Genomic DNA, 17,099 nt, shown 5'->3' with positions numbered 1-17,099 from the left:
GCAAGAGAATTATGCATCAAGATGAAAATAGTATTGCAATCATAGGTATGAGCGGTCGTTTCCCTGGAGCCGGTGACGATCTGGACGCTTTTTGGCAAAACTTGGCCAATGGGGTTGAGTCCGTGCGTCGGTTCAGCAAAGAAGAATTATTGGAAATGGGCATAGATGAGCATTTGATTGACAACCCGAGGTTTGTTGCAGCGGATGCGATCCTTGATGATGTTGATCGCTTTGACGCACCATTTTTCGACTTTTCCCCGCGCGAAGCACAGCTGTTAGATCCCCAACACAGATTGTTTCTTGAGTCCAGCTGGCATGCGTTGGAGCATGCGGGCTATGTGCCGAACAAGGTGCCTGGCCGGGTTGGGGTTTATGCGGGCAGTGCACTCAGTGCCTACATGTTCAGAAATTTGAAGTCGAATCCTGGCTTTATAGAAAGCGTCGGGACCTTCAAGACCATGCTAGCCAACGACAAAGACTTCCTGGCCACCAGGGTTTCTTACAAATTCGGTTTTAAGGGAGCGAGCTTAAACGTCAATACTTTATGCTCTTCATCTGCCGCAGCCATCGCTATGGCATGTGACAGCCTGGTGAACTATCAAAATGACGTGGCGCTGGCGGGGGGCGTATCACTGCAGCTGACGCGTAACGAGGCCTACTTCTATCAGGAGGGGAATATCGGTGCCGCTGACGGACATTGTCGGGCATTTGATGAAAAGGCCAGCGGAACGGTCAGTGGCAGTGGACTGGGCGTGGTGATCCTGAAGCGTCTGGAAGACGCGCTCGCAGACGATGACAATATTCTTGCCGTGATCCGAGGCTGGGCCATCAACAATGACGGTGCAGATAAAAGCAGTTACACCGCTCCCAGTGTGGATGGTCAGGCAGAGGTGATCACCGAAGCGCTGGAAATGGCAGATATAGATGCAGGTGATGTATCTTATGTTGAAGCTCACGGTACAGGGACTCAGCTCGGCGACCCCATTGAAATAGCCGGATTGACACAAGCATACAGACGTTTTACAGATAAAAACCAATACTGTGCAATTGGCTCAGTTAAAACCAACATCGGGCACCTGGTGACGGCGGGTGGGGTTGCGAGCCTGATCAAAACGGTGCTGGCGATGCAAAACAAAACCATTCCGCAGAGCCTAAACTTTGACAAGCCGAACCCTAAAATTGACTTTGCCCACTCTCCGTTTACGGTTGCCTCGCGCACTCAGCCTTGGTTGGTAGAGGAGCAAAAGCCGCGGATTGCCGGTTTGAGTTCATTTGGGATCGGTGGGACTAATGTGCACCTTGTGATTGAAGAGGCACCACAGCGAGCGGAGCAGGCGCCAGCGCCTGAAGCGGAGTCCGGGCCTTATATTTTGCCCGTCTCGGCAAAATCCCCCTGGTCACTGGAGCAAAATGCCCAGCGTCTGGCGCAACAACTCAAAGTGCAGCCACACAATCTGCAGGCAGTGGCACACACCTTACAGACTGCACGTGCGAGTTTTGATTATCGCCATGTGGTCGTTGCGCAATCGACGGAGGATGCCATTGCCAAACTAAGCGGTGAGGCACTGGATGAGGTCTTTTTTGCCCAGGCGAAAAACAATAGCCTGGACAATGTCTTTATGTTTTCAGGTCAGGGCAGTCAGTATAGCGGCGCGCTGCAGGGCTTATATGGCCGTATGCAAGCGTATACAGAGGCGGTAGATGCCTGCCTGGCTGTGCCTGGTTTACCGCAACAAGTACGCGGTTTGTTATTCGGTGAGAGCGGTATTGATCCGGTCCTGGCTAATGAAACCCGTTATGCCCAGCCACTGCTATTTATTTACGAATACGCTATGTCGAAGCAGCTTATGGCGTTGGGCTGTAAACCCGCGGCGCTCATTGGCCACAGTCTGGGTGAGTTTGTTGCAGCCTGTATTGCCGAAGTAATGTCGCTTGAGGATGCACTACAGCTGGTTATTGCCCGGGGTGACATTATGCATCAGGCCGCTCCCGGTGCGATGTTGTCTGTGGCAATGAGTGAGCAAGCGCTCAAAGCCAGGTTATCGCCAGCGTTGAGTATTGCTGCGGTGAATGGCCCAAATCTGTGTGTGGTTTCCGGCCCTGAAGAAGAAGTGGAGCTGTTAGAGGCACAGCTACAGGCTGAGCAGGTGCAATCGACCCGCTTACAGACAGAAAAGGCCTTTCACAGTGTCATGATGGAGCCGCTTCTGGCGCAGTTTCAGGCTCGCTGTGAAGCGATTACATACCAGCCACCTATTTACCCTTTGATCAGCAACGTCAGTGGTGAGTTGCTCAGCGAAATTGATGCCCATTATTGGGTCAGACACCTGCGCGAACCCGTTCAATTTGCTGCGGGCATGGATACGGTGGCGCAAGAATTCAGACCGCTACTGATTGAAGTCGGACCTGGCGAGGCTTTGGCCAAAATGGCACGTATGAATATGGCACCGGGCACCAGCTGCATCGCGTGTTATCCGGTTGCCAGGCGGGCCGAGCATGGATGGGCTCAGTTCAATCAGGCAATTGCCCGATTATGGCTGGCTGGTGTTGAACCCAGGTGGTCATGCTTGTATACCAATCAGCCGCAGCGAGTGACATTACCAGGCTATGCGTTTGAGCGTCACAGTTACTGGGTGGACGAGCGTCCAGGAGGGTTGGCTGCGGCGCAACCCGATGTGATCGTACCCCCACAAAGCGCTCTGAACGGACAGACACTGCCGGGCCCGCTGGCGGCCATGACCCTGAAAATTGATCTCCAGGATGGTGCCGACAATGACGCGATACTGGATATATTGCAGACAGCTCAGGCTCAGATCAGTGCGCTACATCAAAACAACAGCGATGCCGAGATTGGCCTAACCTGTGTCAGCACTGAGCCGGACCAACTGCCCCAGCCGAGTCTGGGAGACAATCCTCGTCAGTTCGTCAATGCATCATTTGTCCCGGCGACAGAGCCGTTGCATCTGTCGCTGGTGAAAAGCTGGCAAAAAGCGCTGGGGATCCGAGAGATAGGTATTCATGATGATTTCTTTGAATTGGGTGGTCACTCCTTGATTGCGGCTGCACTGGCAAATGATTTGATTAACGAGTTTGGGGTTGAGATCCCCTTAGTTGAGCTGTTAGAGCACCCTACGGTTGCCAAGCTTGCGGAACTGATCGAACGCCATCAGTGGCTCAATCAGGCCGACTCTGAGTCGTCTGATGATAGCTACGAAGAAGAAAGGATTTAGCCGCTTATGGAGTCGTTGTTAAAGCAGTTCCAGCGTAAAAACATTCTGTTAAAAGTGGATGGTGATGAGCTGGTGGTCAAAGCGCCTGCAGGCACGCTGAGTCAGGCCGACAGAGCGCAGTTGCGAGAGAACAAAGCAGCCTTGATAGACTATCTGAAGCAGCAGCGCCAACCCTCAGTGTTGCGACACATTGCCCAGGCTCCTGTGTTGCCGGCGTATCCGTTGTCTTTTGCTCAGCAACGACTGGCGTTGATCGATCAGCTAGAGCAAGGCTCACATCAGTACAATGTGCCAGCGGTACTCAGGTTAACCGGGACTTTGTCTATTGAGCGTCTGACACGCGCGTTACAGGCTCTGCTGAGTAAGCATACCCAGCTGGCAATGGGTATTGAACTGCAAGGGGAGCACTTTGTTCAGCGGCCTTTAGATCCGGCATTATTCGAGCTGGAGTTCAGGGATTTATCGACAAGTGCCAGCGCCCAGGCCGATTTTGAAGCGATTGCCATCGCTCAGGCCAATCGTGCCTTTGTACTTGATAGTGAACTGAAAATGCGTGCCGAGCTGGTGAAAATGGCAGAACAGCACCATAAATTGCTGCTGACGTTTCATCACATCGCGACGGATGGCTGGTCAACTGCGCTGTTAATCTCAGATCTCAATCACTTTTATAACAATCCGGATGACGCGTGCGAGCCGCACGCGCTTGAGTATCATGATTTTGCTTACTGGCAGCACCAACATTACAGTAAGCACGCCCTGGCGACCAGTCTGGCCTATTGGCAGCAGCGGCTGAACGATGCACCGCAGATCTCCGCATTACCGACAGATCGGGCTCGCGGTGCGAAAGCCAGTTATGCGGGCGACAATGTCTTTGTAACACTTTCTGTGCCTTTATCTGCGCAGGTCCAACAGTTTTGTCGTCGCAGCGGCGTATCCGAGTTTGCGTTCTGGCAGGGGGCTTTCTTATGGCTGCGAGGGTTGTACTCAGGGGAGATGAAGCAAGTCATCGGGGTGCCTATGGCCAACCGGGAAAGTGCTCAGTTGCACCCGATTGTGGGCTTCTTCGTCAATACGTTACCTTTTTTTACCGAGCTTAAGCCTGAGCTAGGCTTACGCAGCTGGCTTAAGCAGCTGCAGCTACAAAATGCACAGGACATGGCGCATCAGCGAACGCCATTTGAATGGATTGTGGAACAGCTCGCTGATCGTTCCATGAGTGTGCATCCGTTATTTCAGTCTTTGTTTGTGTTTCAGAACAACCGTCAGGTGGCGCTGTCACTAAATGATTTATCGGTTGAGCTGGAAGACACGCGGCGCAAGTCAGCCCTGTTTGATTTACAACTGGAAGTGCACGTTGAAGATGCTGTGCGCTTACGCTGGGAATTTAATACGGATTTGTATGACAAGCAGACCGTAGTTCAGATGGCGGCAAATTATGAAGCTCTGATACAGGCGTGGTGCAGTGCACAACCCGACAGCTTACTCAGCACATTCTCGTTGACCCGGCCTATCGATTCATTGCCGGTATTGCCGCCTCCTGCGGCACCATTGATGCCTCTGTGGCACGATATGGTGCAGCGTCATGCAGACAGCCCCGCTCTGACAGATGGCACTCAGACACTCAGTTATCAGGCTTTGTTTGAGCGGGTTGAGCGCGCTGTGGCCTGCTTGCATACACATCACGTGGGCAGTAAAGACAAAGTCGCTATTGCCCTGCCACGCAGTGTGGATTATGTCGTTGCTGTGCTGGCCTGTATGCGTCTTGGCGCAGCGTATGTTCCTTTAGATCTGACTCAGCCCGCGACCAGGCATGCCATGATCCTGGAAGATGCCCAGCCCAAAGTCATGATCTGTGCCGAGCCGGATACGTCATTGGGGCAGTGTGTTCAGATAACAACGTCAAGCCTGCGCTGTCATCCTGCTCAGAGTGTGCCTGTCGCCTGGGCTGATGCGGCGACTGAACTCTATGTTTTGTATACCTCCGGTTCAACAGGAAAGCCGAAAGGGGTACGACAAACGCATGGCGCATTGGCCAATCATATTGCCTCGGTCAAAGCCATGACACCGGCATTGAGCGGCGCGCTGAAGGGGGCATTTATTGCAGCGACAGGGTTCGATATGTCGTTTACAGACTTTATGTTGCCACTGACCAGTGGCGGCTGTTGCGTGGTGCTCGATGATGGCTGTCGAAAAGATATGCAAAAGCTTGCTGATGCAATCACAACACACCAGTTGCAATGGCTTAATCTGCCATACTCTTTATTGCAAATGCTGGCTACGCACATCAGCCACCAGGGAGGGCGTTTGCCAAGTCTGAAGGTGGTGACCAGCAGCGCAGAAGCGCTGCAGATAACACCCGAGATACGACGCTTCTTCAGCGATCATCCCCAATGTCGGTTGGTCAACCACTATGGCCCGACTGAAACGCATGTCGTGACTGGGTTAAATCTGCCCCCGGAGCCGGCCAGCTGGCCTGTTTTCCCGGCGATTGGTCAGGCCATGTCGGGCAATCATGCGCTGGTTTGTAACGCCGATTTGATGGTACTGGCGGATGGCTTGCCCGGGGAGCTCGTGATCCTCGGCCACTCTGTGGCAGCAGGCTATCGGGACGGAGCGCCTGAGCAACACCGTTTTGTCACTTTGATGTTAGCCAATCAACCTGTGCGGGCATACCGGACCGGTGATAGGGTTTATCGCAACCACAATGGGGAGTTGATTTACCTGGGAAGGATAGATCGTCAGGTGCATCACAAAGGCTATCGTATAGAGCTGGGAGAAATTGAAAGCATTGTACGCCAGCACTCGAACATTGAGGCTGCGGTCGCTTTACTGAGCGAGGAAAATGGACTTGAGCTGTATTATATTCCGGCGCCTCACACAGCCTTAAGTAGCAACGAAATCCAGCAGTTTTGTCATAACTACTTACCCGACTATATGATTCCGGGACGCTGTTTAACTGTGACCCACATACCCCTGGGGAGTAACGGCAAGGTGGATACCGCGGCACTCAGAGCGGCCGGGCAAGACTGTGCCGACTCAAAGGCACTACAAAGACCGCACAGTGAGACTGAGATAGCCTTGTTGGAGATGTGGAATCAATGGCTGGATAAACCGCTTCTGGACATCAGCATCGACTTCTTTGTCGCAGGCGGAGATTCAATGAAAATTGTCCAGCTGGTGCATCAGATCCAGCAGCACTGGCAGGTGCCACTGACAGCCAGTCATTTTTATTTACTGCCAAGTGTGCAATTACAGGCTCAGGTCATCGACTTGATGTCCAGACAGCAGTCCCATACGGGTCCGGTTACTCGCTTAACACCGTCCAGCCACAGCGCTAACCCGAGTCATGATGAGGTGCTCAAAGCCTTAGCAATCTGGCAGGCCGTGGTGATCGCTGGCGGAAGAATTTGGCGTGAAAGGCATGGCAATACTGTGTGTCTGGTATTGGATGAGAACCACTGTGAAGTGCGTTGTCAGCAAGTGGCTGAGCACGCGAATACATTGTTGATGTTGGTGGATGAGGCGGCTTGTGAGCAGCCCAACACAATGGATGAACACGTCGAGCAGACGGATGTGTTTGCGATGTCTGAGCAGCAAAATAGCATTTGGATGCACATAAAAACACGCTGTATTGCCGCGCTGTACAATATGCCCTTCGCGATGCGCCTGCAAGGTCAGCTGGATGTTGAGCGATTACAAAAGACGCTCGATACCATGTTACTCAGGCACACTATGCTGCGCTGCGCAGTGGTGGAAACAGAGCAGCCAGCCAAATTACAGGTTCAGACACATCAGCACTGGCCGTTACGGCAGTTGGATCTGCGCCAGCTTCCGGCCACTGAGCAGCACAATGCTCTGCAGCAGGCTTTAGCGCAGGATGCCACCGAAGCGTTTGACTTTACTCACGGGCCTCTGGCCAGGGCTTCGTTGGTACAGCTCAGTGATACAGAGTGGGTGCTGAGCATAGTGGTCCACCACCTTGCCTCAGATGGCTATTCTTCCAGCAGTTTGATCCGATCATTCTCCCAGTACTACGCTCAGGAGGAAGAGTTCGGGGTCAAAGGCGATCAGAGTTATCGGCACTTTATTGCCTGGCAACAGGACTACCTGGATGCTTCAGCGGGCCGCGCCGCGCGTGCGTTTTGGCGGGATTATTTGCATGAAGCGCCACTTCGCCATGGCTTGTGCCTCAGAGCGGACGCACATATTCAGCCACCTACTCTGGCAGGTCAACGTGTGAGTCGTGTGCTCACACCGGAGCAATATCAGCAATTCAAACAAAGTGCCGCATCCCAGGGGGTTACACCTTACACCCTCTTGAATGGTTTGTTCGCGCTGCTACTGAGCCGCTACAGCGGTGAATCAGATGTCGTATTTGGAACTTTATACAATGGCCGGGTTGACAGCCGTTTTCAGGATACGGTGGGGATGTTCACCAATACCCTTCCGGTGCGAACGAAGGTACAAGCTGAGCTGACTCTGGCGGATTTTATCGCAGCACAAACACACAATTTACAACAGCTTGAGCGCCATCAGCAATATCCTTTTAATGCCATCGTTGATGCGCACAATCCGCCACGCTTAAACAATACAATGCCGATCGTACAAGTGTTGCTGTCGTGGCAAAACTTCTTGAGTGACACGTTACGTTTGCCACAACTCAGTGCTCAGTTACTGGATTTTCCTGTCAGTGATTGCAAGTTTGAACTCAAATTGGATGCGATTGAACAGCACCAGGGGTTGCAGCTCAACTGGGAATTCAGAACGGCGTTGTTCGAAGAGACATTTGTCGCCCAACTGGCTGACAGTTTGCTGGATTTGATTGTTCACAGCGGTGACAACTGGCACCGTCCGGTAGCAAAATTGCCGATGTGTCTCAGTGCTCAGGCGGCGATTGACCGCGGTTGTACTCAGCCATTGCCGGCAGAGTTTGGTTTGGCTAGCCGTTTGTATGATGTCGTCGTCAATACGCCCGATAAGCTGGCTATTCAGACCCGAACTGCGCAGCTCACTTTTGCGCAGCTGTGGTACTGGGTATCCGCTTACCAAAGTTACTTGCAGGCACATGGTGTGAAGGCTGGTGACAAAATTGCTCTGTATATGGATAAACACCTGACGATGCCGGCCCTGTATTTCGCTATCTGGCAGCTTGGTGCAACGGTGGTGCCGTTAGATCGCCGCTATCCAAATACACGGGTAGCGCACATTGTGGCAGATGCCCAGGCGCGGTTATTGCTGTGTGAAGATGCCGAGCAGTTCCGCGAAACGAATGTGGCGGCAGTAACGGACTGGCAATCAGTTGTTCCCGAAAAGCAGATGTTTTTGCCAAGGCCGCAAAGCGATGCGCGCGCCAGCGCCTATATACTCTATACCTCCGGGACGACCGGTAAACCAAAAGGAGTGTGTGTCGGACATCAGCAGCTGTTTAATTTCAAACTGGCATTTATGGAGCAGCTGACTGAGCTAACCGGGGGCGGCTTAACACGTTGGCTCTGGAACGCCTCCCCTGGCTTTGATACCAGCCTGAAGGGGATGATCACCCTGGCAATGGGCTGTGAATTGGTGATCCCGCAGGAGGTTGACTCGCTGGATATGGTGTCCATGGCTGACCTGATCAAGCGTTTCCATATACCTATCTATAATGGCACCGTCACTCAATTCAAACATTTGCAACAGCAGCTCGACCAGCAGCAGCCATTGCATCTGATCCTCGGTGGAGAAGCGATGAATCAGGCGCTCTGGGAGCAATTACAGGAGTATTGTGAGCGCACGACCAGTCGCTGCCTGAATGCCTATGGACCCACTGAAACCACCATTAATGCCAGTTACAGTGTTGTTACTCAGGCACCGTACACCAATATCGGTAATGCGGTGGTCAACGCCGAACTGGCTGTGGTGGATGAGTTTGGTCAATTGTTACCAAAGGGGGCCATTGGTGAACTGTGGATCAGCGGTGAGCTGGTTGCGCAGGGATATCATGGTCTCGCCTCAGGAGCCAGCGCATTTGCGGATCACGCCAGCCATACTGAACTGTCACGTAGTTATCGCAGTAAAGACAAAGTGGTCATGCTCGACAATGGCAGCCTGCTTTATCTCGGACGCATGGATAGGCAGGTCAAGGTGCGTGGTTATCGCATTGAGCTTGGTGAGATAGAGCGTGCATGCATGCGTCATGATGCCGTGGCTCAGGCACACATTTGCATCAGACAATTTAATAATGAAGACCAGTTGGTGGCCTATCTGGCGGGGGAGCAGGCAGGGCTGTGCGAACAGGTCAGAGCGGAACTGATGCAATGCTTACCAGCCTATATGATACCGGCGGCATTTGTTCAGCTACCTCAATTGCCTTGCAATCAGCACGGGAAAATTGACGAAAGTAAGCTGCCACCAGCCCAGCTGACACAACAGCACCAGGCAGTCGAACCACAAACACAGACTGAACAGCAGGTTAGCCAGCAGTGGCAGAAAGTGCTCGGGCTGAGCACGCTGGACTGCACAACAAACTTTTTTGCGCTGGGTGGCAATTCATTACTGGCCGTTCGGGCATTACAGCAACTGGAGATTGATTTTGAGCTCAAATTGCCGCTCAACCTGATCATGGAATACCCGGATGTTCAGTCGCTTGCAACCTACATCGACAATCAAAAACAACAACAAAATAAAGAGTTAACAGACATGCTTCAGGACATTGAGTCAATGTCAGAAGAGCAAGTGTCAGCATTACTCGATTCAATGATGGAGCAATAACAACATGACAAACAAGGATTTTATTGCAAAGAGTCAGCTAGATAAGCTGTCGCCTCAAAAGCGTAAGCTGTTTGAGGCGCTCAGAAAAAAGCAGGCTGAGCAAAGCCGCGTGGCAGCGATTGCTACATTGGCGCCCGATGAGCCCGTATTGCTCTCAGATGCGCAGCAGCAGGCATTGACAATGCACTGGCAAAACCCGCAACAGAGCAGTCAGAACCTGCGTCATCTGGTCGCTCTAAGTGGTCCGTTAGACACCCAGCAAGTCGCTCAGGCTTTCAGGCAGGTGATTGCCCGACATGAAATTCTGCGCACCTTATATGAGCTGCAGGCAGGCCAGTTTGTTTGCCGGATCGAAAGTGCCGCAATGTTCGAGATGGCCATGTTTAACGTCAGCGATGAAAACGCCGCAATTGCTCAGGCCAATCGTTGGTTTGCGACGCCATTTGAGTTGTCAAAGGAACTACCGATCCGAGTAGCATTGATGAGTTGCCATGATACCCAGCATATTTTGGCGGTAAATATTCATCATGTCGCCGCTGATGGACGCTCTGTGGCTATTATACTGCAAGAGTTTGCACAGTATTACGGTCAACCGGCAAAGCCTCTGACGGCCCTGCCTTGTCAGTACAAAGAATTTGCAAAGTGGGCCCGCCAGCGCGGTGATATTGAACAGCAACGACAATACTGGCTCAACCAGTTGCAGGATGCGCCAACGCTGCACAGCGTTATTCATGACCAGCCACGCCCAACTGTGTTGACGCAGGCCGGGGCCATCTCGCCGGTGTGCCTGTCTGGTGAGTTGAGCGAGCAGCTGGCAGAGCGCGCTAAGCATCTTGGTGTGAGCCAGTATGCGCTGATGTTTAGTTTGTTTGCGCTGTTTGTGCTGACGCGCAGTCAGGAGCGGGACGTGATCATCGGTACTCCGTTGTCAACGCGACAGCACCCTGATGTGCAGGGATTGGTTGGGTACTTTGTCAATGTGTTGCCGCTGCGCTTTAGATTATCGGGGGGTCAGTCCATGGGCAGCTGGTTGTCACATTGCCAGGCCCTTATTAAATCGGCATTGGAGCATGTTCATGTACCGATAGCTGAATTGGTGTCCGATCTGCACCTGGTGCGCGACAGCAGTCATGCGCCGCTGATCCAGATTATGTTCTCGTTCCTGGAAGAAGACTTTACCATGCCATCACTGGACGGACTAACGATGGTGCCGGTGGAAGTCAGTCATGATGCAACGGATATGGAGTTGGCACTGAATGTGGTGAAAACCGCAAGTGGACTGACCTGTTATTTTGAATTCAATACGGTGTTGTTTTCTCATGATCTGCGCATGCAGCTGATGGCTCAGTGGCCTGAATTTGTTACAACTTGCCTCAATGCAGGCGAACAAACGCCCTTATCGCAGCTGCCGTTGCAACATCAAGCTTGTCACTTTCCTAAGCCCCACCCCGTCAAACAGACATTACCCAATGTAAACTCCATTGTTGAATACCTGCCTGAGCTGATCGCGCGCTATGGCGATTTACCCGTTTATGAGGGGCGCTTCGGCAGTGCTACCTATCGGCAGAGTTATCAATGTGCTCAATGGGTTGCAGCACATTTGCAGCAGAGGGGGATCAAACAGGGTGACAACGTGGCCATTCACAGTCAACGCCGCCCGGATGTATTGATTACGATGTGGGGGATCTGGCTGTGTGGAGCAGCGATTGTACCAATCGATACCACTATGCCACTTAGCTATAAGAAACAGATGCTGAGCTGTGCAAACGTCAAGTTGATCACCGGCAATACCCCGCTGGAAGACGAAACGCTGGCAGTGGACTTTGCATCGAGTGTGGATCTACAAACGCCGGCTGAACAGCCTTTTTCGGCTGTAGAGGTGCAGCCTCAGACTCCCGCGGCCATTTATTTCACGTCTGGCTCCACCGGGGTGCCAAAAGGCGTTGTGTGCCACCATCAGGCCTATATAAAAACCATGCTTGAAATGGCCGATGCGTTATCACTGCGCGAGCATGTGAAGGTGTTCCAGTTCAGCTCGATCGGATTTGACGTGTTACTCGAAGAGCTGTATCTGAGCTGGGTGGTTGGCGGTGCGAGCTGTTGGGTATTTGAGCATAGTAATATTGGCATTGATGAGTTATGCGATGCCATTGAAACCTACCAAGTCAATATCATGGAAACGCCTACCGCGTTTTGGCATCAATGGAGCACAGGGGTAAAAGAAGGTCGAGCCAGAGTGCCCGAATGCCTGGATGCCTTGCTGGTCGGGGGGGAGCCAGTAGACCCTGAGTTGTGTCTGAGCTGGCCACATCAGCAATGTGCGCTTTATAACATTTATGGATCTACGGAAACAGCTGTATCCAATATTATGGCGCGGCTCAGTGCCCAACCAGGATTGGAAATTGCGCCCATAGGTATGCCTTTTAGCAGCACTGAGGTGTATGTACTGGATGATGCTCAGTTGCCTGTTCCGGCGGGACAGCGCGGCGAATTATATATGGCGGGTCCGGCCGTTGGGCTGGGCTATCTGAATGCACCACAACAGCAAAGCGAGCGTTTTGTGCCCGATCCCATCAAGAACGATGGCAGCATCGCCTTTCGTACCGGCGACGTCGTGAGCTATGACGAGCAGGGACAGTTGTACTGTTATGGCCGTAAAGCGTTTCAGGTCAAACTGAATGGCTTCAGTATTGAACCCAATCATATTGCAAAAGTGCTCAGAGGGCTCGCAGAGGTCGATGAAGCCCAGGTGATGTTGCTGCATCGCAGTGACAAGCGCCCTCAGTTAGTGGCCTTTATGGTAGCGGATGAGGCCGAGCGTAGTCGGGTGACTCAGGGGTTGGCTGAGCAATTACCTCAGTACATGTTGCCTCAGCAGTATTTTTTCTTGCCGCAGATGCCCATTAACCGCAATGGTAAAGTGGACCGCAAAGCTCTGGAGGCACACTGGCAGGCGCACCTCACTGAAGCACAAGAAACGGTTTTGATAGGGGACGACGCTGTGGCGCGCAAGTTACTGGCAGCCTGGCAGCAGTGCCTTGGAGAAGGGTGCGTAATTGAGCCCCACAGCAGTTTCTTTACCCTCGGTGGCAGCTCTATTGAGTTGATCAAGCTGGCGATGTTGTTACAGCAAACTTTCGCTGCTGATGTACCGGTAGCCACATTGGTTCACAAACAAAGCTTTGAAGCGCAGTATCAATGGTTGCAAAGCCAGACGTGTACACAACAGCAGGATTTGATCAGAGCAGATCTGAGCCAGCCTATTGCATTATCTGAGGCACAGCAAACTCTGTGGTTCGCGCAGCAGGCCAGTCAGGATGAACGCTTGTATCGGATTGTGGCGGATTTCGCAGTGCATGGACCATTAGATTTAATCGCCCTCGACGCCGCTTATAAAAGTGTCGTGCTAAACAACCCGATTTATCGCAGTGAGCTGGTCGAGATTGACGGCAAAATATGCCAGCAGGTAAAGCCGCACAGTCATGCGATGCAGGTTCATCAAGTCCCGGACGCAGCGCAGGCTCGGGCATGGATTGACAATTATCATCGCAGCGCGCAAAGCAGCAATATGCTTGAGCTGCATACGTTATCTGTCAGTGATACATTGCACTACTTAATCTTTGATGTTCATCACATCATTACTGACGAATGGTCGGTGAATCTGCTCAACGCAGAGCTGATGTCTGCTTATCAGTCACTATGCGAAGGTCAGGGCGTCGTGCAGGACTCTGCGCAATACAACTATTTTGACTTTATCGTCAATGCAGCACGACGGGACAAGCAGGCGCCTGACTATCAGGCGGATATGCAGCGCTGGCGTGACAAACTCAGTGCCATTGAGCAGCTGTGTAAGCTGCCTCAGGATAAACACGACAGCGGCCAGGACCCTCAGCTGGGCAAAATAGTCAGTAGCCAGATAAGTACAGAGACATTGGCTCGGTTGCGCACCTATGCCAGCGCCAATCAGCTGACGATGAATGCACTGATGCAGGCGCTATTTAGCTACACATTAAGCCTGTTCTGGGGCGAGCGGACGGTCAACTATGCCTATATGGCCAGTTTGCGTGATCATGCTGCCTGGCAGTCTGTACAGGGATACTTTATCCAGACCCAATGGATCCAGCATGAGGTGGATTACCATAGCTCGTTTACTGAGCTGGCCCGTCAGGTACAGGCCAACCTGAGCGACCAGTTTGCGATGCATAGTCTGCCTTTGTCTGAGGTGTTACCTATGCTGCCGGGCAACCATGTACTGCGTGAATTGCGTGATATTCCAATTATGTTTAATTATCAGCAAGCGGATAATGTTGTACAGCAGTTGTCAGTCGCCGGATTGGAGATTGAGTATCAACGACCCGATACGCACAAAGCGAAATTTGACCTGACGGTTAACTTAGTCGAAGAGCAAGATGCGCTGGCACTGCACTTTGATTACCGCAGTGCTCTGTACAGTGAAACCCTGATCCGCAGTGTGGTTGAAACTTTAGTATTGCTGGCTGAACGCCTGGTCGCTCAGCCGGACAAACGCTTATGTGATGTGCCTGTTGTTGACGATGAAACCTATCGCCAGCTGGTAATCACAGACAACCACAGTACCGCGGCCGTCCCAGAGTTTAATAGTCTGGTTGCCATGTTTGAACACTGTGCCGACATTATGCCTGAAGCCATTGCGGTCACAGAGCTGAGCCCGCAGACGCTCAAGGAGGGGACATCCGCGCACAGTGTGACGTATCAGCAGCTCAATCAGCAAGCAAACCAGATTGCCAGGTTACTAACCGGGTTGGGCGTTGCCCAAGAAGATCGGGTGGTGATCAACTTACCATCTGGGGTGACTTTTATCAGTTGTGTGCTGGCGCTCCACAAACTCGGTGCAACGGTGATTATGGCCGATCATGAGATGCCTGACGCTCGTCTGAGCATGGTCATTGAAGATGCGCAGGCCGCACTGTTGCTGAGTGATGAGGCAGAGCACCGTGGGCCGTTTGCGTGTCAGTCCGTTTCAAGCGCACAATTGCTGGCACACAGTGGGTCGCTGGCTACCCAAAACCTGGAGCATGAGGTTTCGCCGCAGACCCCGGCTTATATTATTTACACCTCAGGCTCGACGGGCAGGCCCAAAGGGATCCTGAATCACCATTTGGGGCTGCTCAATGCGGTTGATTATCAAAGTGAGCTGTTCAATATTGAACGAGGGGACAGCGTACTACAGTATGCTTCGGTCAATTTTGAAGGTGCCATTGCCGATATCTATATGCCCCTGATCCGCGGTGCCCGTTGCTGTACCTTCACTTTGGGTCAGCGCGCAGATATGCAGTACCTGAATGCCCTGATCCAGGCTCATGACATCAACATAGTGACCATGACCCCGTCCGCTATCCCTCAGTTAACACCGCAAACCTTGTCACATATCAAGTCTTTGCTGGCAGCCGGGGAAATGCTGCCGCTGGATACGGTGAATTACGCAGTGCAATACACCACCGTGTTCAATTTGTATGGGCCCTCTGAGTGCAGCCTGTGCACCACCATAGACTGTTACGATGCACCGCAACAGGCGGTTCGGTTGGGCAGAAGAGTGCGCAACATGGCGTTCTACATATTGAATGATGCGCGCATGTTGCTGCCTTACGGAGCCATTGGAGAGATCTGTATTACGGGCATGGGCGTGACCTTGGGCTATCACAATCAACCAGAGCTCAGTGCACAGCGCTTTGTGCGCAATACCATGGATGATAGATCGCAAAAGATGTTCTGCAGTGGCGATCTGGCGCGTGCGGTGGGGAATGGCCAGATCCAGTTTATCGGCCGCAATGACGAGCAGTTGAAAATCAATGGACAACGCATTGAAGTAAAAGAGGTGGAGTCAGTACTGGCACGCCATGATGCAGTCCAGACGGCCCATATCGTGGTTAAAGAAGCACAAAACGAGGCTAAGCAACTCATCGCGTTCGTGGTTCTGCATAACGCCCAATCCACAACCAGCGAAGCCTTGTCAGCATGGTTACAAACGCAGCTGCCTGCCTATATGCAGCCACGGCGTATCTGGCTGGTGACAGAATTGCCATACACACCGAATGGCAAGCTCGATAAAAAGAAATTACTGCAACAGGATGAACAACATCTGCAGGTTTCTGGCTCTGGAACACTGACACCGACAGAGCAGGCTGTTTGGCAGCTCTGGTCTGGCGTGCTGGAGCTGGATGAGAACAGTGCCCACAGTGAAGCGAACTTCTTCAATCTGGGAGGGAATTCTTTGCATCTGACCAAAATCGTCGGTGTCATGAATGCGCATTTTGCGACGCATATGAGCATGGCTGAATTCCTAACCCTGAGTACTTTGGCTGACGTGGCAACCTATTTTGAAGACCAAAAAGCAACGGTGGAGGAGCTGGAATGGTAAAACCTTTAACTCAATTTATATGGCCACTTGCGATCCTGTTAAGTGGCTGTGCGTCGGTTCCTCAGGTACATGTCTTTGCCAAGCACATGACCGAGCAAGAGGCAGCAGCAACGGTCGACTGGATCACTGAAGGCGGGTATGAGGCGATAGTGAATCGGTATGACTTCCCGGCCAACATTGAGGGCGATACGTTGGTGTTTCCGCTTGATATGGGTAACAAAGGAGAAGCTGAGCGATTACTGGCACTGTATCAGTCTCGTACTGGTAAGCATCTGGATGTGCAGTACTTTGCATCTGGAAAACACCGCTTCACCAAGACCAATCTGGGCTTGTACGTGTTTGGCAGCCTCAAGCCCTCAGCGACCGTTGATCAGGAGTTTGAAGTCTACCAGGAGTACACCGGGGTACAGTGTGGCCGCTACAGTTTTGCTTACTTAACCCTGGAGCCGCAGCGGTACACACTGGAGATGGGCATTGACTCAGAGACCACCAGCGAAGAGGTCAGTTTTGAAGGGCGCTGGACTTTGCAGGGGAAGCGTGTCCAGCTCGACTATCAGGAGGCCCCTTTCGTTACCTTTGAACTCAATAAAATCAAAGAAATGACAGAGTATGGGTTGCGCAAAGGGTGGCGACTGACGCCACTGGAGCAGGCGGAAAACGTAGATCACTGCAAGCTCGAGTTTACGGTTATCGTGCGATAACGCCCGTACCTGAAAAATAATAAC

At 52.2% G+C, this 17,099-nt stretch carries 4 protein-coding genes; all 4 read left to right on the top strand.

Annotation, left to right across the window (positions count from 1 at the left end; translation table 11 throughout):
• Positions 1–11: 11 nt before the first annotated feature.
• Genes C3B51_RS04030 through C3B51_RS04015 form a run of 4 tightly spaced genes read left to right on the top strand, consistent with a single transcriptional unit; the run spans position 12 to position 17,075 of the window.
• Positions 12–3,230: a type I polyketide synthase gene (locus C3B51_RS04030; protein WP_130244252.1), complete on the top strand. Its 3,219-nt coding sequence runs from the start codon at positions 12–14 to the stop codon at positions 3,228–3,230.
• Between the two features lie 6 nt (positions 3,231–3,236).
• On the top strand, positions 3,237–9,977 hold the full coding sequence (locus C3B51_RS04025; RefSeq protein ID WP_130244251.1) for a non-ribosomal peptide synthetase: 6,741 nt from the start codon (positions 3,237–3,239) through the stop codon (positions 9,975–9,977).
• Positions 9,978–9,981: 4 nt separating this feature from the next.
• Positions 9,982–16,374, top strand: coding sequence for a non-ribosomal peptide synthetase (locus C3B51_RS04020; protein WP_130244250.1), 6,393 nt, complete (start codon positions 9,982–9,984; stop codon positions 16,372–16,374).
• Positions 16,368–17,075: a hypothetical protein gene (locus C3B51_RS04015; RefSeq protein ID WP_130244249.1), complete on the top strand. Its 708-nt coding sequence runs from the start codon at positions 16,368–16,370 to the stop codon at positions 17,073–17,075. Before C3B51_RS04020 ends, C3B51_RS04015 begins: the two co-directional genes overlap by 7 nt.
• Positions 17,076–17,099 lie beyond the last annotated feature (24 nt).

Origin of the sequence: Pseudoalteromonas rubra, from assembly GCF_004212645.1 — a bacterium.
GTDB lineage: Bacteria > Pseudomonadota > Gammaproteobacteria > Enterobacterales > Alteromonadaceae > Pseudoalteromonas > Pseudoalteromonas rubra_G.
The sequence above is the reverse complement of the archived record's forward strand: the minus strand, read 5'-3'. Positions and strand labels throughout refer to the sequence as shown.